At 68.7% G+C, this 22,063-nt stretch carries 22 protein-coding genes, 8 tRNA genes and 1 pseudogene; 4 read left to right on the top strand and 27 right to left on the bottom strand.

Features of this window, described 5'->3' with window-relative positions:
- Positions 1 to 80: 80 nt before the first annotated feature.
- The 15 genes and pseudogenes from rpmE to F784_RS0112525 all read right to left on the bottom strand — a co-directional run bounded on the left by rpmE (position 81) and on the right by F784_RS0112525 (position 12,030).
- The gene (gene rpmE / locus F784_RS0112595; protein ID WP_019587087.1) at positions 81 to 302 is read right to left on the bottom strand and encodes a 50S ribosomal protein L31; all 222 of its coding nucleotides are present in this window, start codon (positions 300 to 302) and stop codon (positions 81 to 83) included.
- A gap of 60 nt (positions 303 to 362) precedes the next feature.
- On the bottom strand, positions 363 to 1,532 hold the full coding sequence (locus tag F784_RS0112590) for an amidohydrolase family protein (protein ID WP_019587086.1): 1,170 nt from the start codon (positions 1,530 to 1,532) through the stop codon (positions 363 to 365).
- A gap of 77 nt (positions 1,533 to 1,609) precedes the next feature.
- On the bottom strand, positions 1,610 to 2,344 hold the full coding sequence (locus tag F784_RS0112585) for a sporulation protein (protein WP_026332449.1): 735 nt from the start codon (positions 2,342 to 2,344) through the stop codon (positions 1,610 to 1,612).
- 42 nt (positions 2,345 to 2,386) lie between these two features.
- Positions 2,387 to 3,142 carry a polyphosphate--glucose phosphotransferase gene (gene ppgK, locus F784_RS0112580; RefSeq protein ID WP_019587084.1) on the bottom strand — a complete coding sequence of 252 codons (756 nt, stop codon included), beginning with the start codon at positions 3,140 to 3,142 and terminating at the stop codon, positions 2,387 to 2,389.
- 140 nt (positions 3,143 to 3,282) lie between these two features.
- On the bottom strand, positions 3,283 to 3,642 hold the full coding sequence (rplT, locus tag F784_RS0112575; protein WP_019587083.1) for a 50S ribosomal protein L20: 360 nt from the start codon (positions 3,640 to 3,642) through the stop codon (positions 3,283 to 3,285).
- 5 nt (positions 3,643 to 3,647) lie between these two features.
- Positions 3,648 to 3,851 carry a 50S ribosomal protein L35 gene (gene rpmI, locus F784_RS0112570; RefSeq protein ID WP_019587082.1) on the bottom strand — a complete coding sequence of 68 codons (204 nt, stop codon included), beginning with the start codon at positions 3,849 to 3,851 and terminating at the stop codon, positions 3,648 to 3,650.
- A gap of 205 nt (positions 3,852 to 4,056) precedes the next feature.
- Positions 4,057 to 4,245, bottom strand: coding sequence for a hypothetical protein (locus F784_RS0112565; RefSeq protein ID WP_019587081.1), 189 nt, complete (start codon positions 4,243 to 4,245; stop codon positions 4,057 to 4,059).
- Positions 4,242 to 6,185, bottom strand: coding sequence for an amylosucrase (locus F784_RS0112560; protein ID WP_019587080.1), 1,944 nt, complete (start codon positions 6,183 to 6,185; stop codon positions 4,242 to 4,244). The genes F784_RS0112565 and F784_RS0112560 overlap by 4 nt, the downstream gene beginning before the upstream one ends.
- A gap of 43 nt (positions 6,186 to 6,228) precedes the next feature.
- A pseudogene (locus F784_RS23095) lies at positions 6,229 to 6,695 on the bottom strand (NADAR family protein).
- A gap of 108 nt (positions 6,696 to 6,803) precedes the next feature.
- The gene (locus F784_RS0112550) at positions 6,804 to 7,085 is read right to left on the bottom strand and encodes a DUF2171 domain-containing protein (RefSeq protein WP_019587079.1); all 282 of its coding nucleotides are present in this window, start codon (positions 7,083 to 7,085) and stop codon (positions 6,804 to 6,806) included.
- Positions 7,086 to 7,185: 100 nt separating this feature from the next.
- Positions 7,186 to 8,007: a phosphotransferase gene (locus tag F784_RS0112545; protein ID WP_019587078.1), complete on the bottom strand. Its 822-nt coding sequence runs from the start codon at positions 8,005 to 8,007 to the stop codon at positions 7,186 to 7,188.
- Between the two features lie 46 nt (positions 8,008 to 8,053).
- A complete protein-coding gene (locus F784_RS0112540) occupies positions 8,054 to 8,920 on the bottom strand; it encodes a carbohydrate ABC transporter permease (protein ID WP_019587077.1) in 867 nt (288 codons plus the stop codon).
- Positions 8,910 to 9,863 carry a carbohydrate ABC transporter permease gene (locus tag F784_RS0112535; RefSeq protein ID WP_019587076.1) on the bottom strand — a complete coding sequence of 318 codons (954 nt, stop codon included), beginning with the start codon at positions 9,861 to 9,863 and terminating at the stop codon, positions 8,910 to 8,912. The genes F784_RS0112540 and F784_RS0112535 overlap by 11 nt, the downstream gene beginning before the upstream one ends.
- Positions 9,864 to 9,939: 76 nt before the next feature.
- Positions 9,940 to 11,226 (bottom strand): ABC transporter substrate-binding protein, encoded by a 1,287-nt coding sequence (locus F784_RS0112530; RefSeq protein ID WP_157465226.1) that lies wholly within the window; start codon positions 11,224 to 11,226, stop codon positions 9,940 to 9,942.
- Between the two features lie 123 nt (positions 11,227 to 11,349).
- On the bottom strand, positions 11,350 to 12,030 hold the full coding sequence (locus F784_RS0112525) for a glycerophosphodiester phosphodiesterase (protein ID WP_019587074.1): 681 nt from the start codon (positions 12,028 to 12,030) through the stop codon (positions 11,350 to 11,352).
- Between the two features lie 109 nt (positions 12,031 to 12,139).
- Here F784_RS0112525 and F784_RS0112520 point away from each other — a divergent pair, with 109 nt between their 5' ends.
- Positions 12,140 to 12,970, top strand: a complete 831-nt coding sequence (locus F784_RS0112520; RefSeq protein ID WP_019587073.1) for a ribonuclease H family protein — start codon at positions 12,140 to 12,142, stop codon at positions 12,968 to 12,970.
- Positions 12,971 to 12,980: 10 nt separating this feature from the next.
- On the opposite strand, the gene F784_RS0112515 is transcribed toward F784_RS0112520, so the two are convergent.
- On the bottom strand, positions 12,981 to 14,009 hold the full coding sequence (locus F784_RS0112515; RefSeq protein WP_245557855.1) for an extracellular catalytic domain type 1 short-chain-length polyhydroxyalkanoate depolymerase: 1,029 nt from the start codon (positions 14,007 to 14,009) through the stop codon (positions 12,981 to 12,983).
- Positions 14,010 to 14,099: 90 nt separating this feature from the next.
- Here F784_RS0112515 and F784_RS0112510 point away from each other — a divergent pair, with 90 nt between their 5' ends.
- A complete protein-coding gene (locus tag F784_RS0112510; protein WP_019587071.1) occupies positions 14,100 to 15,188 on the top strand; it encodes a M42 family metallopeptidase in 1,089 nt (362 codons plus the stop codon).
- 308 nt (positions 15,189 to 15,496) lie between these two features.
- Here F784_RS0112510 and rsr read toward each other — a convergent pair whose 3' ends face one another.
- The 10 genes from rsr to purU all read right to left on the bottom strand — a co-directional run bounded on the left by rsr (position 15,497) and on the right by purU (position 19,760).
- Positions 15,497 to 17,143, bottom strand: coding sequence for an RNA-binding protein Rsr (gene rsr, locus F784_RS0112505; protein ID WP_019587070.1), 1,647 nt, complete (start codon positions 17,141 to 17,143; stop codon positions 15,497 to 15,499).
- Positions 17,144 to 17,314: 171 nt separating this feature from the next.
- Positions 17,315 to 17,456 (bottom strand) — tRNA-OTHER (locus tag F784_RS26240).
- A gap of 30 nt (positions 17,457 to 17,486) precedes the next feature.
- Positions 17,487 to 17,610 (bottom strand) — tRNA-OTHER (locus F784_RS26235).
- Between the two features lie 10 nt (positions 17,611 to 17,620).
- Positions 17,621 to 17,695, bottom strand: a tRNA-Leu gene (locus F784_RS0112500).
- 4 nt (positions 17,696 to 17,699) lie between these two features.
- A tRNA-Leu gene (locus F784_RS26230) sits at positions 17,700 to 17,773 on the bottom strand.
- Between the two features lie 2 nt (positions 17,774 to 17,775).
- Positions 17,776 to 17,849 (bottom strand) — tRNA-Gly (locus F784_RS0112495).
- A gap of 5 nt (positions 17,850 to 17,854) precedes the next feature.
- A tRNA-Glu gene (locus F784_RS0112490) sits at positions 17,855 to 17,926 on the bottom strand.
- Positions 17,927 to 18,340: 414 nt separating this feature from the next.
- Positions 18,341 to 18,416 (bottom strand) — tRNA-Asp (locus tag F784_RS26225).
- Positions 18,417 to 18,512: 96 nt separating this feature from the next.
- A tRNA-His gene (locus tag F784_RS0112485) sits at positions 18,513 to 18,587 on the bottom strand.
- A gap of 282 nt (positions 18,588 to 18,869) precedes the next feature.
- Positions 18,870 to 19,760: a formyltetrahydrofolate deformylase gene (purU, locus tag F784_RS0112480; RefSeq protein WP_019587069.1), complete on the bottom strand. Its 891-nt coding sequence runs from the start codon at positions 19,758 to 19,760 to the stop codon at positions 18,870 to 18,872.
- Between the two features lie 43 nt (positions 19,761 to 19,803).
- On the opposite strand from purU, the gene F784_RS0112475 reads away from it, so the two are divergent.
- Together F784_RS0112475 and F784_RS0112470 are read left to right on the top strand one after the other, a co-directional pair.
- A complete protein-coding gene (locus tag F784_RS0112475; protein ID WP_019587068.1) occupies positions 19,804 to 20,904 on the top strand; it encodes an aminopeptidase in 1,101 nt (366 codons plus the stop codon).
- Positions 20,904 to 21,452, top strand: coding sequence for an AAA family ATPase (locus F784_RS0112470; RefSeq protein ID WP_019587067.1), 549 nt, complete (start codon positions 20,904 to 20,906; stop codon positions 21,450 to 21,452). The genes F784_RS0112475 and F784_RS0112470 overlap by 1 nt, the downstream gene beginning before the upstream one ends.
- Before the next feature lie 7 nt (positions 21,453 to 21,459).
- Here F784_RS0112470 and F784_RS0112465 read toward each other — a convergent pair whose 3' ends face one another.
- Positions 21,460 to 22,020 (bottom strand): C39 family peptidase, encoded by a 561-nt coding sequence (locus tag F784_RS0112465; RefSeq protein WP_019587066.1) that lies wholly within the window; start codon positions 22,018 to 22,020, stop codon positions 21,460 to 21,462.
- Between the last annotated feature and the right edge of the window lie 43 nt (positions 22,021 to 22,063).

Raw genomic sequence — 22,063 nt, 5'->3', positions numbered from 1 at the left:
CGCTCAGCACGACATCTCCCCGGCCCCTGCCACAAAAAATCGCCCCACCATGACGGCAGGGCGACCAGAGGCTTGGCGCCTTACTTCTTGTTCCGGTTGCGGTAGCTGTCGCCGAAACGCTTGTTGAACTTGTCCACGCGGCCCTCGGTGTCGACGAAGCGCTCCTCGCCGGTCCAGAAGGGGTGCGCGCCGCTCCACACGTCCACGTGAATCTCGGGGCGGGTCGAGAGGGTTTCCATGACGACCTTGCCCTGGTAGATGATCTTGGTGGGCACAGCCTTGGGGTGGGCATCTTTCTTCATGTCTTTTCCTCCTCCGTCACGTCAGGTGTGCGTGACGGGCAACCCTGGGAGGATAGCACATCACCAGACATAGTGCGCGTGCCAGCTCTCCCCCCGGCGGAGTTGCGGGGTCGGCGTCCCGGTCACCCGGTGTCCCCCCTTGACCGCCGCCCGCACGAGCAGCCGGGGGTCGAGGTCGGGGTAGAGATGGCGGGCGAAGGCCACGTCCTCACGCACGTCAAGGCTGCCCCCGCTGGCGACGGAATCCGTTCCCAGCGCGACCTCCACCCCCGCCGCCGCGAACGCCGCCCAGGGAAAGGTGCCGCACTCCAGGTGAGCGTTGGAGCGCGGACAGGTCACGACCGGGCACCCGGCACGGGCGACCCGCGCAATATCGTCCGCCGTCACGTTCACCATATGGACCAGGGTGGGCCGGGCCGCCAGAACGCCCAGTTCGTCAAGGTAGCGGACGGGGGTGAGGTCGGGCTGCGGCTCCCGCCCGATCACCTCAGCCAGCGTCTCCGGGTAGAGGGCAGGCATCCGGTTCTCCCAGATGGGGCCGCCGCCCCGCTGAAACAGGTCCAGTTCGGCCGGATGCTCGGCCACGTGAATCTGCATAGGCAGGCCCTCCCCCGCCGCGTACTCGGTCACAAGGCGCATCAGGCGGTGGCTGACGTTGAAGGGCGTGTGCGGCGAGAGGCCGACCCGGGGCCCGCCGGGCCGCTCCCGCCTCCGCCACGCCTCCACCCGTTCGCGGACGCCGCGGAAAATCTCGTCGGCGCGCCCGGGAAAGGGGCCGATCACCTCGAAATAGAGGACACCGCCGAGGTCGGTCCTCGCCTGCAACCCGTCCATGACCTCCGGCGACCACACGATGTCCCCCACCGCGCCCACCCCCAGCCGCGCGAGTTCCTCCGCTCCGGCCAGGGCACCCGCCACCCCCCGCTTCTCCCGCTGGGCGATGACAACCCCGGGAATCCAGCGGAAGTAGGGCATGGCCTGGAACTCGTAGGCGCTCATATCGAGGTGCGTGTGCGCGTTGACGGGGGGTGGGGCGATGATCTCGCCTGCTCTTCGCTCCCGCGCGTGGGGATAGCTCGCCCGCAGGGTCGCCGGGTCGCCCGCCGCCGCGATCACGCCGTTCGCCACCACCACCCCGCCCGGTGCGTGCCCGCCCCCGATCCCGGTGTACAGCACGTCGCAGGAAAGGAGTTCGGGGGCGTGGGCGTCGGGAGTTGGGGGCACAGTCATGGCCCGCATTCTGCCGCGCCGTCCTCAAGAGGCGAGGGAACCGACGTATCGCTCGCCGGTTCCCCCCTCCCGACCGCCTAGCTCAGCCGCTGCACCCGCGCCTGCAACTCGCGGGCGACGGCGTCCGGCCCCCCCGCGAGCAGCCCGGCGGGCACGTGCCAGCGGCCCTTCTGCTCGAATTCCGAGGTGAACAGGCTGGCGAGGCCGGTCGCGCGGCGGTCCACCTCCAGGATCACGTCGAGGCCGCCGGATGCGGGGAACATCATCATCTCCAGCTCGCTGATCCGGTACTGGCCGTAGGGGGGCCGGAAGCTGAGTTCCTGCACGATGCGCCCGTGGTGGTACTCCACCTCGCTGGCACTCAGCCGGAAGCCCAGGAGGTCCGCCGCCGCAATCACGACCTCCATCTCGCGGCTGGGGAGAATCTGGAGCGGGTCGTTGTCCCCGGGGTCCATCGCCCCCGCGATGTCGGCGTCGGTGACCAGCCACACCGCGGTGCCCGGCAGCGTGAGGGGCGTGCCCGCCGGGATGGTCAGGCGGAAGGGGACCTCCCGCGTCTCGCCGGGCCTGATGTCAAAACCGCCCACCACGGGCTGCGAGAACAGCGTGTGCGTCACGTACGAGTCGTCGGATTTGTAGCGTGTCGCCAGGCCGAGGTTGAGGCGCTCAATGCGCTGCTCTATGGCCCCGCCCCGCACGATCACCACGCCCGTCAATTCCTCGCCGACCCGCACCGCCGGGTTCTGCACCCGCGCGTCCACCGCTGCTCCACCCACACCTACCGCCGCCATCATCTTCTTGAGAAATCCCATACAGATGACATTACGGAGGTGGGGACGGGCGGGTTCCCTCTCTCAGCGCCCCTGTGCCCGGCGGCCCGCCATCATTGCCGCGCCGACGATTCCAGCCTCGTTCTGGAGGGCGGCGGGCACCAGTTTGGTCCGCTCGGTCTTGACATGCTCCTGCCACTTCTCGGCCTTCTTGCTGATGCCACCGCCGATGATGAAGAGGTCGGGGGAAAAGAGGCCCTCGACGTGCTGGAGGTAGGTGCTGGCACGCTTGGCCCACTGCTTCCAGTTCAGGTCGTCGCGCTCGCGGGCGCGGTCCGAAGCCCACGCCTCGGCCTCACGGTCGCCCTTGAGCCACAGGTGCCCGAGTTCGGTGTTTGGCACGAGGATGCCGTCGTGGATGAGCGCGCTGCCAATCCCGGTGCCGAAGGTCAGCAGCATGACCACGCCGGACACGCCCGCCCCGGCCCCGAACTGCGCCTCGGCGAGGCCCGCCGCGTCGGCGTCGTTGATCAGGGTCACGTCGCGCCCAGTCGCCTGGGTGAAGAGGGCGTCGGCGTCCAGCCCGATCCAGCCCTTGTCCACGTTGGCCGCGCTTAGCGTCTTGCCGTGTTGCACGATGCCGGGGAACGTCACGCCGACCGGTCCCTGGTGCCCGAAATGCCGCACGAGTTCGGCCACCACGTCCTTGACCGCGTCGGGCCGCGCGCCCTCGGGGGTGGGAATACGGTGCCGTTCGGCGGTCAACTTGCCACTCGAAGTGTCCACCGGCGCTCCCTTGATGCCGCTCCCGCCAATGTCGATGCCCAGGATCACGCTCATGGGGTACAGCGTAAGCGACGGAGACAACTCATCGGTAGCGGGAAAACGCTCAGCCGCCCGCAATTTCCTTTCCTCCCTCCTCGCCCACGGTCACAAAAAACCGCCCCCACGGTGGGGGGCGGTTTTTCTTCATCCTTCGCTTACTGGTTGCGGGCACCCTTGGCGGTGTTCACCAGCACCTGGAAAGCCTCGGGCTCGCGGGCGGCGATGTCGGCGAGCACCTTGCGGTTGAGGTCCACCCCGGCGCGCTTGAGGCCGTTGATGAAGGTGGAGTAGTTCATCCCATGCAGGCGGGCGCCCGCGTTGATGCGCTGAATCCACAGGCGGCGGAAGTCGCGCTTCTTGTTGCGGCGGTCGCGGTACTCGTAGGTCGCGGCGTTGAGCAGCGTCTGGAAGGCGTTGCGGTACTGCTTGGAGCGGCTGCCCCAGAAGCCCTTGGCGCGCTTGAGCACCTTCTTGTGGCGGCGGCGGCGGACGGTCCCGGTCTTGACGCGCGGCATCTAGATCACTTTCCCTTCGCCAGCAGCCCGAGCTTCATGCGGGCCCACTCGCTCTTGGCGAGCACAAAGCCCTTGCCCTTGCCGCGAATCTCGTCGCCGCTCTTGCCAGTGTTCTGGTGGCGCTTGCCACTCTTGAACGCCATGACCTTGCCGGTGCCCGTGACCTTCACCCGGCGGGTCATGCTCTTCTTCGTCTTCATCTTCGGCATGTCTGCTCCTTGGCCCAGTCGCACTTCCTGAGAAGGCTCCTGTCCGGGGTGCGGGCCGCCCTCAAGAGGCTGTTGGTCGCCCTGCCCCACTTGACCAAGAGGAGACTATACAGGGGAGAGGCGGGGAGGGTCAATGCTCACCCAGAGCCGAACGGAACCAGGCTACCGGCAGCGCGAACAGCTCCCTTCGCGCCGGGGAACCGCCTTACTCCGGCGGCCTCTCCCGGCCCGCCCGGCGGATGGCGTTGAGTAACCGGGTGACAGCCCGGGCGACGTTCGCGGCCTCGCGGCGCACCTCGGGGTCGCGGCTGAGCTGGGTCAGGCGTTCGGCGGCGCGGCGGGCGGCGTTCAGGAGCGCCTCGGTCGAGATACGGGCACGGCGTGGGCGGGTCACACCGGCACCTCGGAGGTGGTCAGCCACAGCGCCCGGTAAGGGTCCAGCCGCACGGTAGGGCGGTCGAGGGAGAAGACGCTGCCGCTCAGGCGGTCCTGGGCGTGATCACCCAGCACTTCGCGCAGCACGTAGCTCGGCAGCATGACCGTGTCCTCGCTGAAGTTGTACGCCTGCACCAGCGTCCCCAGGGGATGCTCGCGGCGCAGCAGCAGCACGCGCCCGTCGGGGCTGGGCAGCACGTGGCTCTCGATGCTGGCGTGGAGGTGGGGGGCCTCCTGACGCACCCGCAGCAGGTGGCGCAGCCCGGCGTTCACCCGCGCGGCGGGGGTGTGGGGCGTTCCCCCCTCCTCCTCAGCCCGCACCGCCTGGGCCAGCGCCCAGTCCATGCGGGGGCGATGGACCCAGCGGTTGTCGGGGGCGTGTTCGGGCACATCCTCGAAGGCGTAGTCGTTGAGCAGCGCGAGTTCATCGCCCATGTACAGCAGCGGCATGCCCCCGAAACCCAGGATGACGGCGTGGAGGAGCAGCAGCCTTCGCACGGCGTCGTCGATGCGGCCCGGGTCGCCGGTCTCCAGCGCCTCCTCCAGCCCCGCCAGGCTCGCCGCAGAGCCGCTGATGCGCCGGTCACCCGTTTCCGGGTTGTACTGGAAGACCAGCCCGCGGGCGAAGGAGCCCGGGAACTCACCGCTGTAGAAGTCGCTCAGGAAGTGCCGGTGGCCGGGCCCACTCAGCCCCGCCCGGGCCGCATCCTCGTCGGAGATTGCCCAGCCGATGTCGTCGTGGCAGCGGACGTAGACGCCCCAGGTCGTGCTCGTGGGCTTGGGGGGAAAGGCACGCAGGGCCTCCTCGAACAGCCGGGTGTTGCGGCTCGCGAGGCTGGACCAGAGCTGCACCATCAGGCTGTTGTGGTAGGCCATATCGCTGACCTTGCCGTAGTGAACGCCTCGCCCCAGATAGTGGATCAGGTCGGCGGGCGCCACGATGGCCTCGGCCTTGAAGGCGACGGCGGGGGCCACGATCCGGGCGGCGGCCCTCAGCGCCCGGGTGAGCAGATGAACCTCCGGCTGGTTCTGGCTGGTCGTGCCCAGGCGCTTCCAGATAAAGGCGATGGCGTCCAGCCGGAACACCTCCACCCCCCGGTTGGCAAGGTGCAGGATGATGTCCACGAACTCCAGGAACACGTCCGGGTTCGCCCAGTTCAGGTCCCACTGGTAGGAGTTGAAGGTGGTCCAGACCCAGCCCCCCGCCTCGTCATCCCAGGTGAAGTTGCCGGGCGCGAAGTCGGGGAAGACCTCAGGGAGGGTCACTTCAAAGGCGTCGGGCGCCGCGCGGTCGGGGAAGATGTGGAAGTAGGCACGGTACTTGGCGTCACCGGCCCGCGCCTTCTGCCCCCACTCGTGTTCGCGCGCCACGTGGTTGAGGACGAGGTCGAGGACCAAGCTGATGCCCCGGCCCCGCAACCCCCGGGCGAGGGCCGAGAGGTCGTCCATCGTGCCCAGGTCCGGGCGCACGGAGCGGTAGTCGGCGACCGCGTAGCCGCCGTCGTTCTCGCCCTCGCGGGGCCTCAGGAGGGGCATCAGGTGGAGGTAGCCCACGCCCAGGCCCTCCAGGTAGTCCAGACGCTCCCCCACGCCCTTCAGCGTCCCGGCGAAGCGGTCCGTGTAGGCAACGTAGCCCACCATCTCGGGGGCCTGGAGCCAGTCGGGGCGCAGGAGCCGGGCCTCGTCCAGCCTGCGTAGGTCGGCCGGGCGGGCGTGGAAGGCGTGGAGCATCACCTCCAGCAGGCGCTCCAGCAGCGCGTCCGCCTCCTCACCGTACACGGCGCGCAGGCTCTGCAAGAGGTCGTCGCCGTAACGTTCCAGTCGCAGCAGGAAGGTGTCGGCGTCGCGGTCGTCGTCGAAGGCGCCCCGCAGCCGCGCCGCCAGATCGGTCTTCAGCACGGGCACAGCATACGATGACGGTGGGAACGGTTCCAAAATCGGCTTACCCGCGCAACTCCGCCCGCACCTCCATCAGGACGCGGCCCAGCAGGTTCTCGCCCCAGGCGTGGCGATGAGCCTCTGCCTCCTTCTCCGAAAAGCCAATGCCCCAGATGCGGTCGGTGGGCGACGCCTCGACGAGAGGCGCGTTCCCCGTGGCGACAGGGCCTCCCGCAACGCGGCGTTCTGCCCGAACTTGAGCCGTAGCAGGTCGAGCGCGGCGGCGTACCGTTCGCGGGTCCAGACAGCGTCGTCATAGGGGGTGACCTGGCGGCCCAGCGCCTTGCACTCGGCGGGGGTGCGGGCCGACAGGATGGCGGCGAACCTCTCCCGGTCCCCGAAGAGCCGGGCCTTGCGCGCCATCAGGTACTGCTCGACCCAGTGGTAGATCACCCCGTTCTCGGTGAACTCGCTGGGGTGAAAGTTCGAGAAGGGATGGGCGGTGCGGTAGAAGCACACGGTCGGCGACATGGGCAAAGCCTTCCAGACCCGGGCGGAAAGCACATCGGCCAGGGCAGTTAGGCCAAACGCCGAACAGGGCGGCGAGGTTTCCCCCACCGCCCCTTCCGCCCCGCCGCTTTACTGCACGTCGCTGTGCGGGATACTCAGGTACACCGCCACATCGTCCATGCCCCGCACCTGCGAGAGGGGGACGTAGTGGTGCTGGCCGTCGTGGCTGCCGCTGCGGGTCAGCTTGAGCTGATCGCCCTCAATATGGTCCACCGTGCCGACGTACTCGCCGTTCACGTCCTTGACCTGCATGTGATCGCCCTCGCTCTCCAGGCGCTGACGAAGGTCCTGCATGAGACGGTCGTCGATCTGGGCGGCGGCCTGGTCGTTCTGTCCGTCGTTCTGGGTCATGGAGGGAGCATAAGCCGCCCTACGGCTGAGTCAGATGACAGTCAGGTGGAGAAAAGGGTCACGGAACGTTTGGGGAATCTCCATACTGCTGTCCCGCCGCCTACCCCGGCAGACGCGCCAGCACATGCCGGGCGCGGGGCAATTTCAGCCGCTGCTGGCGGTCGAACTCATACGGCTCGTTCATCAGGAACCAGTACAGGTCGTGCAGGTAGGTATGGGCCAGGTAGGCGCGCAGCCGCGTCACCGTCTCCGGGCTTTGGTCGGGCAGGAAGGTCAGGGCGGCGTCCAGGCTGGCGTCCGGGTTGAGCAGATCGAGCGTACCGGTTTTCAAGAGCGCCACGTCTCGCAACGGGTCGTCCCAGCCCGCCTTCGTCCAGTCGATCACCAGTACGTCGCCGCCCGGCGCGATCAGGATGTTGTCGTGCCATAGGTCGAGGTGGCAGAAGGCGGCGGGCTGGTCGAGCAGGCCCCGTTCCAGCGGCAGCTCGACCGCGTCGAAGAGGTCGTCGAGCGGGTAGGCCGCAAGGGAACTGCGAAAACGCCGGAGTCTCTCTCTGAGCCTTCGCAGGTCCACCCGGCCCTGTTGCTCGCGGTGGAGGACCTCCAGGATTTCACGGAGGCGGGGCAGGGCCTCGGGCACGTCGGCGGCGCGCAGGGGGCGGCCCGGAAAGCGGCGCATGATCAGGGCCTCCACGCCGTCAGCCTCCACGGTGTCCACTACCCAGTCGCCGAGATCGGCGCGGCGCATGTTCCCCGCCTCCAGGCGGTGGTGCCCCTGGTGGTTGCGGTACACCTTCACGACCACGTCGCCGCCCGCCGCCGCGTAGACCCGGCTCTGCATCCCCGCGTCCATCGGCGTCAGCGGCCCGAAGCGGGCTTCCAGCACGGGAAAGCGGTGGGTTGGCAGGCCGCCCGGAATCACCCGCGCATCATAGCGGGAAGGATGAGGACTTCAGGGAAGGCCGGGGTCACTTGTCCTGCCCGAGCGCGAAGCCCTTGCTGAACTGCTCCTGCAACACCGTGAAGACCAGCAACGGCGGCAGCAGGGTCACGATGGCGCCCGCCATCACCGCGCCCCAGTCGGTCTGCCCGCCCACGTCGATCAGCTTCCGCAGGCCCACCTGCACGACCTGCCGCTCATCACTCTGCATGATCACGAGGGGCCAGAGGTACTGGTCCCACACGTACACGAACTGGATCACGGCGAGCGCCCCGATGGTGTTCAGGCTCAGCGGCAGCAGCACGTGGCGCAGGAAGAGCAGCGGCCCGCAGCCGTCAATCCGCGCCGCGTCTGCCAGAGAAGTTGGAATATTCATGAAGTGCTGCCGGAAGAGGAAGGTCCCCGTCGCCGAGGCCAGGAATGGCACGATGATCGCCAGGTACGAGTTCGCCCACCCCAGCCGCGTGGACACGAGATCGAACAGCGCCACGATGAGCAGTTCGGTCGGCAGCATCAGGGTGAACAGCACCAGGGCGAAGGAGAGCGAGCGCAGCGGGAAGCGGAAATAGACGAAGGCGAGCGCGGCGAGGACGGAGAGGATCGTCTTGCCCACGACCACCGCGACCGTCACGATGAGCGAGTTGAGCATGTACCGCCCCAGGTTCGCCTCGGTCCATACCCGCCCCAAGTTGCTGAAGAACGCCCCGCCGGGGAGCAGGTTGGGCGTGATGACCTGATCGCTGGGCTGCGTCGCCTTGACGAGCGCGAAGAGCAGCGGCACCGCGACGAGAAACACCGCCACGATGAGCGCGGCGTGCGTCAGGGCGTGCGAGAGGCGCCTGCGCCCGCTCACCGACGGGGCCGCGCGCCGGACCTCCAGCCGGTCAAGCGCCATAGTGGACCCTCCGGCTGCCGAAGCGGAACTGGAGCAGGGTGATCACGCCGACGAGCAGCAGCATCAGCACCGCCTCGGCCGCCGCGATGCCGGTGCGGAAGTTGCGGAAGGCGTCCTCGTAGAGCTGGTACACCAGAAAGGTCGTCACGCCCGCCTGCCCCTCGACCGGCCCGCCACGCGTCAGGATGTCCACCAGCCCGAAGGAGTCAAACAGCGCGTACACGACGTTGGTGAAGAGCAGGAAAAAGGTCATGGGCGAGAGCAGCGGCACGACCACCCGCCAGAAGCTCTGCCAGCCGTTCGCCCCGTCGATCTCGGCGGCTTCGAGCACTTCCTTGGGCAGGTTGGTCAGCGCGGCGAGGTAGAAGACCACGTTGTATCCCAGGCCCTTCCACACAGCGGCGGCGGTCACCAGCCCGAAGGCGAGGGTGGGGTCGTCCAGCCAGCGGGGCCGCACGCCGAAGAGCGAGCCGAGGAGCTGGTTCACGGCCCCAACCTCGGGGTTGAACAGGAAGAGCCACAACGTTCCCGCGACCGCCGGGGACAGCGCGTACGGGAAGATCAGCAGCAGCCGGTAGATGCGCCCCCCGCGAATAGGTCGGCTCGCCAGCCACGCGAGCCCCAACCCCAGACCCAACCCCAGCACGACGACGAGCGCCACGAAGGCCAGGGTCTGTCCGGCGACCTGGCGGTAGGCGGGGCTGCTCAACAGCTCGGCGAAGTTGGAGAGGCCCACGAACTGCCGGGTGCCCAGGACGATGTTGCTGCGGTAGGTGCTGAGCGAGAGGGTCTGCGCGGCGGGCAGGTACAGGAAGACGGCGAGGACAAGCAGGGTGGGCGCGAGAAAGAGCCACGGGAGCAGGCGGCCGCGGAAGGCGGGGGCCGCGGTGGTCTCCCGGGCGGCGGGGGCGGCCTCCGTGGGCGCGGTGGGAATGACGGTCATGGATCCTCCGGGCAGGAAAAGGAAAGCCGCGCGGCGCACACCCGGCCTTCCGGGGCGCGCGCCACGCGGGCGGGCTTCAGCGGAAGTTCTGGTTGTACTCGCGCAGAGCGGCGTCCACCTGCGCCTTGGTGTCCTTCAGCGCGGCGTCCACGCTCTGCCCGCCCAGCACCTTCTGGATGCCCTGTTCGATGATCTGGCGCGTCTGGATCGCCGTGCCGTTCAGCGCCCCCGCTGAGGCGACGTTGGGGGTGGTCGCCAGCAACTGGTTAAAGGCCACGAGTTGCAGCGGCGTCTGGGTGAACCAGCCCTGGCGGCGCAGCAGCGCGATGGAGGAGGTGCGGACCGGGTAGTAGCCCGTCAGCTTATGCCAGTCGGCCATGTTCTTCGTGTTCGTCATGTACAGCGCGAAGTCGAGGGCGGCCTCCGCCTGCGGCTTGCTGATGTTCTTGGCGATCCACAGGCTGGCCCCGCCAATCACCACGCCGTTGCGCTTGACCCCGTCCGGGATGGGCAGCACGCCGATCCCCAGCCCGAACCCCGCCTTCTTCGCCGCGTCATTCACGTTGCCGATATCGGCGGTCGAGTTGAGGTTAAACACCGCCTTCTGGTTGTTAAAGATCGCGTTGCTGCCGTCGGTGTCTGCCAGCTTGCCCGTGTACGTGTAGTAGCCCTTGTCATTCACGTCCTTGAAGAACTGGAAGATGCGGCGGGCGGCGGCGCTGTCCAGGTTGCTCGCGGTCGCGCGGCCCTGACGCCCGTTGCCGTTGTTCACCAGGAGGGCGCCCTGCTCGCTCATCCACTGCTCCACGAACCAGCCGTACACCGCCGCGGTCATGCACTTGGCGTCGAGGCCCGCCGCCTTGATCTTCTCGCAGGCCTTGAGCAGCGCGCCATACGTCGTGGGGGGCCGCTTGGGGTCCAGCCCCGCCTTCTGCATCAGGTTCTTGTTGAAGTACAGCACCGGGCTCGACGAGTTGAAGGGCAGCGAGTTCACCTTCCCGCCAATGGTGTAGTAGTTGATCACCGGTTTGATGTAGTCGCTGAAGTCCACCGCCTTGATCCCGCTCACCGGCTGGAAGGCTCCCGAGTCCAGCGCGAGCTGACTGCCGACCTCGAAGATCTGGACCAGGGCGGGCGGCTTGCCCTGACGCGCGGCCAGGATGGTCGCCTGGAGGGAATCATTGTAGCCCCCCTTGTACGCGGGCACGACCTTCACCCCGGGGTGGGCCTTGTTGTACTCGTCGGCGCGGGCCTGAATCCAGCCCGCGCGCTTGGCGTCGCCGAACGAGTGCCAGAAATCCACCGTGACGGTCTGGGCCGAGGCGGTGGCAGTCAGGGCGAGCGTGAGCATGAGTCGTTTCATGAGTCCTCCCAAGGTCCGAGCGTACGGGGGCGAGGTCAGGCGTTCGTCACGTGGCGCGGAGAGCTCCGGCGTCACGTCCCAAACGGTTCCAGATTGGTGTTCTTGCGCCAGCATAACACCGCTTCAGCGGGCTGCAAGCAGGACCTCCGGCACGTCCCCGATCAACCCGGCCTCGCCCAGCCTGATCAGGCGCCGCGCCAGGTCCACGTCGTTCACCGTCCAGACATTGACGCGCCAGCCCCGGCGCCGGGCCAGGTCCATCAGCCCCGGGGTCACGAGGGAGTGGTGCGGGTGGAGGGCCGCCACACCAAGCCCGGCGGCGAGGAACGGCATCACTCCCGGCCACCGGTCGAAGAGCAGCCCGCGCTCAATCTCGGGGGCCACGTTCCGCAGGGCAGCCAGAAAGAGTGGGTTGAAGCTCGACACGACGGTGGACCCCACCAGCCCGTGACGCCTCAATCCTTCGGCGGTGCGCGCCACCCGGTCGTCGGGCCGCACCGACTCGTACTTGAGTTCGACGTTGAGATACGCGCCCGTGTCCACCGCCCAGCCGAAAACCTCCTCCAGCGTCGGCACGGGGTGGGGGGCGAGTTGCCGGAGGGTAAGCTCGGCCAGGTGACGCCCGTCGAACAGCCGCTCGTCGTGATGGACAACCAGGGTGCCGTCCGCGAGGCGCCGCACGTCGAGCTCCACGCCGTCCAGGCCTGAATCCAGGGCCGCTTGAAAACTGGGCAGGGTGTTCTCGCGGTGCTGCCGAGGCGAGCCGCGGTGGCCGAGCAGGAGGGGGTGGGGCATGTCGGGCATCGTACTGGGTGCAGGGGGAGCAGAGCGGAGCGCACCCGGTGGCCCTGCCTTAGCCTCTTTCCCTGAAACGTCACAGGGACCGGCGCTACAACTCTGGAAGGAGGGCCTGATGACAGACGAAACGCGCCCAGCAAGAGTCACGCGGCCCGACGACGCCGACACCTGGCACGTCTACACTGACGGCAGCACCCGGCATGAGCGCCGTCAGACCTTTTCCGGCTGGGCGGCGCGGGCCGTGCAGCCCGAGACGCGGCAGGTGCGGCAATCGAGCGGCGCGCGTCCCGGCGGCACGTCGCTGGAGGCCGAGACCGAGGCGATCCTGGCGGGATTGCGGCTGGTGCCGGGGGGTGCGGCAGCGCGGCTGTACAGCGATCTGGAATTGGCGGCCCTGCTGGCGATCCTGGAAAGCCCTACAGGAGAGGCGGCCCGCCATCACCTGCGGGACCTGTGGGTGTATGCCGTCGCCCGCAACAGTGGCCGCCACTCCCAGGACGCGCACCACGTCGCCCGTTCCGCCGAGCAGGAGGCGCGGGAGGGAGCCGTCCCGGACGGCAGCGGCCTCGCCAACGCTGTCCTAGAGGCGCAGGGCCTCGCGCGGATGGGACAGGCGGACGTGCCGCTCGCCCTGCATCCGCCCCGACACCTCCCAGGCGAAATGGGACCCCTGCAGGTGCGGGCAAGTCAGCTCACCCCTCTCCCCGGGGGAGGGCCGGGGGGAAGGGTCCGGGTCACGCTCACGCTGGACCTGGCCGAGGTGCCGGGGGGCGGGCGCAACGAGGAGGAGGCGCTGCGGGACGCCCTCGCCCGGGGCCTGACGCCCCTGGTGCGCGGCGGCCTGGTGGAGCTGAGGGTGCCACAACGCTGGGCTGAGGCGGCGGGTGATGCCACGCGCGACCTCGGTGTGGTGCGGGTGATCGCGGAGCGGGACGAGTCTGCTTAAGGGCCGTCCCTCAATCCCCCTGCGTCCACTGGGAGAAAAAGCGCCACATCTGCCCCGAGGCGTCCGGCCCGGTGGGGTCCGTGTACGACCTGTCTTTGCTGCCGCCCGACCAGGCGTGACTCATGCCCGTCACCATCCACTTCTCGAAAACGGTCCGGCCCTTAGCGTCGGTGAAGGTCGTCCGCACGTAGCTCCGCCCACCCGGAACAGTTCCCGGCTGCTCGCGCACGAGGAGCCTGTTCAGCGAATCATTGTCCCTCCCGTCGTCCACAAGGTCGTTCGTCTGAATCCACTGCCGGATCACCTGACCCGCATTGACCGGGGCAACCGTCAGGTCGCTCGTGCCGTGGAAGACGATGACGGGGACGCGGCTCCGGTACGCCCCCATCGTCGAGTAGGCCGCCGCTCCCTGCCGGTCGGGGTCGGGGCCTCCCTGCGCCTGGGCGAGCAGGGCCGTGGGCAGGTCCGTCCCGGCCTGGTACTCCAGCCCGGCGTCCACACCCACCGCCGCGAACACGTCCGGGGACGTGGCACCTATCACGACCGCCATCGCCCCTCCCGCCGAGACGCCCGCCACGTACACGCGGTTCCCCTTCACGCTGTAGGCCGCCTTCACCGAGCGCACGACCTCGGCAAGCAGAGCCGGTTCCCCCGCGCCGCGCCGCTGGCTGCCCGGCTCGAACCAGTTCCAGCACTTATTGGCGTTGGCGCTGCTGGGCTGGTCGGGATAGATGACCAGAAACTTCTGTGCATTTGCCAGAGTGTTCATGCGCGTTCCGGCCGCAAAATCATCCGGGTTCTGGGTGCAGCCGTGCAGCATGAGCACGAGGGGGAGGGCCTGGGTCCGCGAGTACCCGTTGGGCACCCACAGCTTGTAGGTCCGCTGCCCGTCCCAGGTAGTGGCGGTGGCCGTGACCCAATACCCCAGCGTCGCGGCCTTGGCCGTCATGGGTTCAAGGGCGGCGGGCTGGACGGCACGCTGTCCACAGGCTGACAGGAGCGCGCCGAGCGTGAGCGTCAACGTCATGAGAGTTCGCATGGGGACCTCCTGCAGTGGGTGGGGACCTGAAACGTAGCATGGGGCCATCACAACCCCGTTGCGCGGGTCGGCACCCCCTATCCTGTCCCCATGTCAGCTGCCGAGAACGCCGTCATCGCCCACCTGCGCCACCTCGTCGGCCTCACCGGCCCCAGCGGCTCCGAGGAGGACATCGTGCGCGCCGTGTTCCGCGCCGCCTCCGGGCTGGCCGACCGGGTGGAGGTGGACGCTTTCGGCAACGTGATCGCCGTTCGTCAGGCGACAGAGGACGCCCGGCGCCTGATCCTCGCCGCCCACTTGGACGAGGTGGGGTTCCGGGTGCGGCAGATCGGGCCAGGCGGTTTCCTGCGGCTGGAAAAGGTCGGCGGGACGGACGACCGCATCCTGCCCGCCCAGCGCGTGTGGGTCCGCACGGAGAAGGACCGGCTGCTGGGTGTGATCGGCACGAAAAGCGCCCACCTCCTGACCGACGCCGACCGCGGGCGGGTCGTGCCGTACCCGGAGCTGTACGTGGACATTGGGGCGCGCAGCGCGGACGAGGCCGCGGGCATGGGCGTGCGCGTCGGGGACCCGGTGGGCTTCGTCGGCGACCTCGCGGAGCTGGGGCGGGACAGCGGGCGCTACACCGGGCACGCGCTGGACGACCGGGCCGGGTGCGCCGTTCTGCTCGCCCTGCTGGAGCGCTACCGCGACGAGCCGCCCCCTGTCACCCTGATCGTCGCCTTCACTGTGCAGGAGGAGGTAGGTCTGCGGGGCGCCACGGCCGTTGCCCGCGCCCATGAGGCGGACGTGGCCCTCGCGCTCGACATGACGGCCGCCGACGACACGCCGGAAGTGAATGGCGGGCATCTGCGGCTGGGACAGGGCCCCACGATCAAGGTGATGGACTTCTCGACGCTGTCGCACCCCGCCGTGCGCCGCGGTCTGCTCGCCGCCGCGCAGGAGGGAGGAATCGACGTTCAACACGAACTCCTGCGGGGCATCGGCACGGACGCCGGGGCGTTGCAGCACACGGGCAAGGGGATTCCGGCGGGCGCCGTGTCCGTTGCCAACCGCTACACCCATAGCCCGGTCGAGGTGCTGGACGAACGCGACCTGGAGGGGGCACTGGAGTTGCTGCATCAGTTCGTGCGGTTGCTGCCCGATCTCGACCTGCGATTTATGGTGTTGGAGGAGTAGATTTCGACTTTCGGCGGCGGAGTGACGCTCTGTTACTCCCTCTCCCCTCACAGGAGGAGGTTGGGGTGAGGGAGCGTGTGACCGGCCCGAACGGCTGTTGCCACAAGAGAGCATGGACATTCGGGCTGGCCCTGGGACGCCATACCCGCCCACCCCCCTGCAAGCAGCCCTACGAGTCCCAACCTCCCCCCTCAAGAGGGAGGAGTTTTTATCGCTCTACACGCTCTTCTCCTCTACCTTGACAAAGGCAAAACAGCAAGCGGGGCGCCAGGTCCTCCCCGGCGCCCCGCTCCCCAAACTGTTCTTCCTCAGAACCGGCCCGCCGCGAACTCCGTCATAACCTGCGGGGCCGCCGTGTCGAAGCCCACGAGGTCGAGCATGCCCGCGTCGGTGGGGTCGGCGATGGTGAAGCGCGTGGCGGTCATGCCGACCACGATCAGGCGCGCGGGAATGCCCATCTTCTCGCGGTACTCGCGCAGCGCGACGACCGGCTGGACTTGGCCCGCCCACGTTTCGTTGTCCGTGTAGACCACGAACACGTCGGCCTCGACCTTGTTGCGCGCCGCCCAGAGCATCGGCAGGGCGCAGTCGGTACCGCCCATCGGCACACGGCGCATGGTGTCCACCGCGTCGTCGAGCCGGGTGCGGGCCGAGAAGGTCAGGGGCGTCAGGCCGGGCTCGCCCCCGCCCCACTGCCCGCCGTAGCCCCCCGAGCCCGCCGAGAACGCCAGGGCCGTGTACCGCGGCTCGGTGCGCGCCGTCACCAGGCTCATCGCCGCCGTACCCAGGCGCGGGGTCAGACCGGGCACACCCGCCACCAGCCCCGCGTCCATCGAGCCCGACACGTCGAGGCCCAGCACGAAGCGCTTGTTCGCGGGCTCCACCGCCCCGAAGGCGAGCGCGAACGCCCGGTCGAGCGCGTCCACGACCTGCGGGACGACCTTCCACTCGCCGCTGCCCCGCACGCCGCGACCCGTGCGGTAGACCAGCAGGGCCTTGAGCACGTCGACGGGGTGGATGCGGCCCTTCCGCAGCCCCTCCCCATTCGTCACCCGCTCCACGACCCGCGAGATCACGTCCCACTGGCCGGGCACGAGCAGGCCGACCCGGGCGAGGTTGCCGAGGTTGCGCAGGGTCCAGGTCAGGCCGTTCGTCTCCAGCGCCGTGCGGTAGACCTCCGCGCCGCGCACATGGGTGGGCACGGCCTCGATGGGCAGGCGGTACTCGCGCATCAGGGCCGCGGCGTCCGTGTCGGTCGTCGCCCTCAGGGCCAGCAGGTGACCCCGGATCAGGCGCAGCGCCTCGTCGGTCGCCTCACCTTCGCCCATCACGCCGTCCACCATGAACTTGAAGACCGCGTTGCGGCGCACGTCCTCCGTCTTGGGGTGCGCGAGGCGCAGGGCGTCGGCGTGGGTCCAGCCGTCGCGGGCCTTGTATTTCACGGCCCACAGTGCCAGCCGCTCCACCGGGGCGTTCAGGTACAGGTTCGCCACACCCTCGCGGGTCAGGCGACCCCAGCCCCCGAACTCCTGCACGAAGGCGAGGAAGTGGAAGAGGTGCGTGCCCGTGCGCGCCACCCGGGGCAGTGCGTTCCAGGCGGCCTTGCGGGCCTCCAGATCGCCCAGCTTGGCAACCGCCGCGAGCGCGAGCAGCGAGGGGCCCGGCTTGGGGGCGCGGTTCCGCTCCGCCACGTCCACGATCAGCTCCACGGCGCGCAAGCCGTGCACGACGGCGAAAAGCTGAACGAATTCCGTCTCCAACTTCGTCTGCGCCCGCTCGTCCGCGTAGAACGTGCCGCCTTCGGTGCCGAGGATCAGGAAGCGCAGGAAACGGGTCTCCTCGCTCACCTCGAACACGAAGCCGCCCGCGTGGTTGCGGACCTGATCGCGCCGCCCGGGGAGGCGCTCGCGCTGGGTGGCGTGCTTCGTTGAAATCGCCTTGAGGTAGTTCTTCATGCGCCTTGCCCTCCTTTGCGGGGCGAGATTGCCGAGCGGTCTGAGCCGCGAACAGCCGGAAGTGGGGGGTGGCGAGGAGTCGAACCTGAGAACCTTCGCGTGTCGGCCCCGGGGGGCAAGGGTGCCGAAGGGTTGCTGCCCGCCAGGTGGGCAAACCACCCCCATAGGGAGGGGAACGGGTGGGATTCGAACCCACCAACTCTTGCGAGGAATGATCCGAGAACCCTCGAACAGTCGGCCCGGGAGGCGAGGTGGCGCCGAGGGATCGCCGACAAGCGGCGGCATTTGCGTTTGACCACTCCGCCACCGTTCCCAGGTCGCGTGCTGCCGCGAGAAGCGGCGGTGGTGGGGCGGGCCGGATTCGAACCGGCGACCTGGCGATGAGGAGTCGATAACCCTCTGGCTTCGGCCCGGCGGGCAAGGGTGCCGAGGATGTTTTTCCTGCTCTGCCGCTGAGCTACCGCCCCACGTGTTGAATGCGCCCGGCAAGACTCGAACTCGCACTGTCGCGGCTCTGAACCGCGTTCCTCTGCCAGATTGGGATACGGGCGCGTGATGCTCCGGGCGGGACTCGAACCCGCACTGCTCGCGCTCTCGACGCAATTCCTCTGCCGATTGGGATACCGAAGCGTTGGAGCAGGTTGAAGGACTCGCACCCTCATCTCCGGCGTGGCACACCGGCGTCTTGCTGTTGGACGAAACCTGCGTCGGTCCTGCCAGCCGGAATCGAACCGGCGTTTCCCAGTTGAAAGCCGGGGGTCCTGACCGCTGGACGATGGCAGGAGGGGATGGGTGGGCAAGGGGAGTTCACGGAGTGGCTTTGCGGCCGTGGGGAGTCGAACCCCCTGCCCCGAATGCGGGACAGTTCAACCAGGAAAAGAGAACCGTGAACGGTCGGTCCAACGTGGGAAAAGAGGGGACCTACGGGCAAGGGCTGCTCAGGATCGGCGCCACCTCGGGTGGAGGGAGTCGAACCCTCATCGTCCCCTTCGGGACGCTCCTGCGCCTTGGCTGGTGAGATAACCCTGGGCTTTCGGCCCGAAGGAGCTTGGCGAATCGGGCAGGAATCGAGGGAAGCGACCTCCAGCTTCGCGGACCGGCGCTCTCGCTACCGATTCAGAGGAGTGGGACAAGGGGGTGGCCCAGGGTGCGTTCCTCTCGTACAGGTAACCCTGAACCTCCAGCCCCCGCACCAACTGGCGACCCCGAAGGGAACCCTGCCCTCATCTTCCGGGAGACAACCGGGTGTCCTATGCCACTGAACGACGGAGCCGTGGAGCTCCGGGCAAGGGGTGACCGACGGGTGTTTAGCCTTGGGTAAAAGGGTAACCGTCGATCTTCGGCCCGAAGCAACTGCCCCCAGAATATTTGGGGTGACGGCCGGGACTCGAACCCTGGATTTCCGCGGCCACAGCGCGGCGTCCTACCTTTGGACGACCACCACCATAAAAAACCGGCCCGTGCTGAGGCAGGCCGGGTGGGGCTGGCTACGCCGTCAGCGACTTCGTGGATTCAGGGAATCGAGGGTTGGGAGGCATTCGCCCTGCTCGTGACGACCCCCGGCGTACAGGTTGGGCCGGAGCCACTTTCCTGCAAGTCGTTCGTTATGTCGTCTGAAGTTCGTCACAGACATCACCTCGGACCGGAGTGTAATGGGGGCTCCGGGCAGGGTACATGCGGGAAACGGCGTACTGCGGCCTCTGCCATCCAGCCCACACAATATTTCCTAGAACACCACCGTCTTGTTCCCGTGGACCAGAACGCGGTCCTCCACGTGGGCCTTCACGGCGCGGGCGAGCACCTGCCGCTCCACGTCGCGGCCCAGGCGCATCAGCGTTTCCGGTGTCTCGCGGTGCGTCACGGGAATCACGTCCTGCGCGATGATCGGCCCGGCGTCGAGTTCCTCGGTGACGTAGTGACTGGTGGCGCCGATCAGCTTCACGCCGCGCTGGAAGGCCGCCCGGTAGGGGTTGGCCCCCACGAAGGCGGGCAGGAACGAGTGGTGGATGTTGATGACGGGCCGCCCGAAACCCGTCAAGAAGTCCCCGCTGAGGATCTGCATGTACCGCGCGAGGACGGCGAAATCGGCCCCCGCCTCCCCCATCAGCCGGACCTGCTCGGCCTCGGCCTCCGCTTTGTTCTCCTTCGTGACGGGGACGACGTGGAAGGGGATACCGAACATCTCCGCGTCGCGCCGCAGGTCCTCGTGGTTGCTGAGGACCAGGGGAATCTCCACATTCAGCTCACCCCGCCGCTTGCGCCACAGCAGATCGAGGAAGCAGTGGTCGTACTTGCTGACCAGAATCGCCATCCGCTTGGGCTCGGTGGTGTAGTTCAGCCGCCAGTCCATGCCGAAGGGGGCGGCGACGACGTTGGCGAAGGCGCGCTCGAAGGGCTCGCGGGCAAGGTCCAACCCCTCCAGGTGAAACTCCATCCGCATGAAAAAGGTGCCGCCCGAGGGATCGGTGGAGTGCTGGTCGGAGTGGATGATGTTGGCCCCGTGGTTGTGCAGAAACTGCGACACGGCCGCCACGATGCCGCCCCGGTCCGGGCAGGTGATGGTCAGCACGGCGGTGTTCAGGGGGTCGAGTCTGGGGGAAAGGGACGGGGCCGTCATGTCGGGGCAGGATAACGGCTGGGCACCCTGTAGGCTCGGAGGCGTGCAGACCACTGACTCCGGCCTCCCCGTGATCTACGATCCCCTCCCCCACGCCGCCCTGCTCGCCGACTACTGCCTCAGTGCGGGGGAAGGCGAGCGGCTGCTCGTCGCGGGCGGCACGGCGGCCACCCCCCTGGTGCGCGAGGTGACCCGCGCCCTGCTGTCGCGCGGCGCCCGCCCGGTGGTGCGTCTGGAGTACCCCGGCCAGGATGACGACCTCGCCGACCTCGCCGCCGACGCGGTGCTCGACCAGGCCCACCCTGCCGACCTGGCGGACGCGGAAGCGCTTGACGGCAGCCTGCGGATTCTGACGCCGGAGCCGGGAGCCGAGGGGGACGCCTCGCGCCGCGCCCGCCTCACGGCCGCCCGTGCCCCGATCGCCGCGATTCGCAGCCGCAAGAAGTGGAGCCTGACCCTCTACCCGACCGCGCACGCCGCCGGGCAGGCCGGGATGACCGAGGCCGAATTCGGCACCTTCGTGATGCGGGCGATGTTCCTCGACCGCCCCGATCCAGTGGCCGCCTGGGGTGAGGTACGCGAGATGCAGGCCCGGCTGATCGAGCGGCTGACCCAGGCGAACAGGGTACGGATCGAGGCGCCCGGCACCGACCTTACCCTGCGTGTGGCTGGCAGAAGCTGGGCGAACAGCGACGGCAAGCGCAACATGCCCAGCGGAGAAGTGTTCACCGGACCGATTGAGGACAGCGCCGAGGGCGTGGTGACCTTTACCGTTCCGGCGGAATACGGCGGGCGGGTCGTGCGCGGCGCCCGCCTCGTCTTCCGTGCAGGCGAGGTCGTGGAGGCGAGCGCCGAGGAGGGCGAGGATGTGCTGCGCGCGGCTCTCGCTACCGACCCCGGCGCGCGGCGGCTGGGGGAACTCGGCATCGGCACGAACTACGGCATCCAGACACCGACCGGAAACATCCTCTTCGACGAGAAGATAGGCGGGACCGTTCACCTCGCCCTGGGCCGCTCCTACCCGGAGACGGGCGGGGTGAACACAAGTGCGATTCACTGGGACCTCATCACCGATCTTCGCGGGAACGGGCGCCTGAGCCTAGACGGGGAGGTGATGCAGGAGGGGGGGCAGTTCCTCGGCTGATGGGCGACTCCCACAGAACTGTCTGGGTGCTGTCGGGCCTGCCCGGGGCGGGCAAAAGCACGACCGCCCGCGCCCTGCTGCGCCGTTTTCCGCTGGGGCTGCATCTGCCGGTGGACGACCTGCGCGACTTCGTGGTGTCGGGGCACGCGCCGCCCCGGCTGGACCACCCACCCGAGGCCGTGCGGCAGTTCGCGCTGGCCCGCACCGCCGCCGCGCAGGTGGCCCGTCTGTACGCGGACGCGGGCTTCACGGTGGCGGTGGACGACGTGCTGTGGGCGACCGATCTGGAACTGTTCGCCCCCCATTGGGCCGGGTTGGACGTGCGCCCGGTGCTACTCGCGCCGGGGTTGGCCGTAGCGCAGGACCGCAACAGCGCGCGCACGAACAAGTCCTACGACACCCGCACGCTGGTTTCCCTCATCGACGGCCTGCACTCGCAGATGTCGCCGGAGGCCTACCGCGAGGCCGGGTGGGCGATAGTGGATAGCGCCGGGCAGAACGGCGGGGAGACGGTGGAGGCCCTGCTGGCGCTGAAGTGGCCCCGCTGAGGGCCGCCTACCCGATCACCTTCCGCACTGTTCCCCTCCACTCCGGCGGGTACATCACCGCGAACTCCCCCTGATGGTCGGCCCAGACGCGGGTGAAGTCGGCGTAGCTCATCAGGACGTAGCCCAGCAGGGGGTCCATCAGGTAGACCTGCTCCCGGGCGTCGTCGTACCCCGTCACGACCCGCCAGTGGGGAATAACCTTCGTCTCAGTGATGTGCGATTGCAGGGCGATCAGCGGCAACCGGGCGCGAATCGCCGCGCGTACGGTCTGGAGCGAGCCGCCGCGGAACAGCCGGGCCTCCATCCCGACCTTCGGGGCGAAGTCCACGATGGCCTGGGCCGTCATGTAGGACCGCTCGGTGGGGCGGGTCAGGCGGCTCACGTCGGCCAGGGGAACGTTGATCCCGAAATACCCCAGCACCTGCGTGAGGCTCGCCGGGCCGCAGGCGTTGTAGGTCTGGTGGACGAGGGGGACGCCGGAGAGGACGTAGCCCGCCGGAGCGGGGGCCGGGGCCGCCTGTGCACCGCCGAGCAGCGCAGCGAGGAGGAGAGGACGCAGAAAACGCACGCGGGCAGCATGCCCCAGCCCCTCTGACGGAAGGGTTACGGGG

It is taken from the genome of Deinococcus apachensis DSM 19763, assembly GCF_000381345.1.
GTDB lineage: Bacteria > Deinococcota > Deinococci > Deinococcales > Deinococcaceae > Deinococcus > Deinococcus apachensis.
This window is presented reverse-complemented; position numbering and strand designations above follow the sequence as displayed.

Coding starts and splice junctions, on each gene's coding strand:
- rpmE (WP_019587087.1), bottom strand. CDS start 302: ATGAAGAAAGATGCCCACCCCAAGGCTGTGCCCACCAAGATCATCTAC.
- F784_RS0112590 (WP_019587086.1), bottom strand. CDS start 1,532: ATGACTGTGCCCCCAACTCCCGACGCCCACGCCCCCGAACTCCTTTCC.
- F784_RS0112585 (WP_026332449.1), bottom strand. CDS start 2,344: ATGGGATTTCTCAAGAAGATGATGGCGGCGGTAGGTGTGGGTGGAGCA.
- ppgK (WP_019587084.1), bottom strand. CDS start 3,142: ATGAGCGTGATCCTGGGCATCGACATTGGCGGGAGCGGCATCAAGGGA.
- rplT (WP_019587083.1), bottom strand. CDS start 3,642: ATGCCGCGCGTCAAGACCGGGACCGTCCGCCGCCGCCGCCACAAGAAG.
- rpmI (WP_019587082.1), bottom strand. CDS start 3,851: ATGCCGAAGATGAAGACGAAGAAGAGCATGACCCGCCGGGTGAAGGTC.
- F784_RS0112550 (WP_019587079.1), bottom strand. CDS start 7,085: ATGACCCAGAACGACGGACAGAACGACCAGGCCGCCGCCCAGATCGAC.
- F784_RS0112540 (WP_019587077.1), bottom strand. CDS start 8,920: ATGGCGCTTGACCGGCTGGAGGTCCGGCGCGCGGCCCCGTCGGTGAGC.
- F784_RS0112535 (WP_019587076.1), bottom strand. CDS start 9,863: ATGACCGTCATTCCCACCGCGCCCACGGAGGCCGCCCCCGCCGCCCGG.
- F784_RS0112530 (WP_157465226.1), bottom strand. CDS start 11,226: ATGAAACGACTCATGCTCACGCTCGCCCTGACTGCCACCGCCTCGGCC.
- F784_RS0112525 (WP_019587074.1), bottom strand. CDS start 12,030: ATGCCCGACATGCCCCACCCCCTCCTGCTCGGCCACCGCGGCTCGCCT.
- F784_RS0112520 (WP_019587073.1), top strand. CDS start 12,140: ATGACAGACGAAACGCGCCCAGCAAGAGTCACGCGGCCCGACGACGCC.
- F784_RS0112515 (WP_245557855.1), bottom strand. CDS start 14,009: ATGCGAACTCTCATGACGTTGACGCTCACGCTCGGCGCGCTCCTGTCA.
- F784_RS0112510 (WP_019587071.1), top strand. CDS start 14,100: ATGTCAGCTGCCGAGAACGCCGTCATCGCCCACCTGCGCCACCTCGTC.
- rsr (WP_019587070.1), bottom strand. CDS start 17,143: ATGAAGAACTACCTCAAGGCGATTTCAACGAAGCACGCCACCCAGCGC.
- purU (WP_019587069.1), bottom strand. CDS start 19,760: ATGACGGCCCCGTCCCTTTCCCCCAGACTCGACCCCCTGAACACCGCC.
- F784_RS0112470 (WP_019587067.1), top strand. CDS start 20,904: ATGGGCGACTCCCACAGAACTGTCTGGGTGCTGTCGGGCCTGCCCGGG.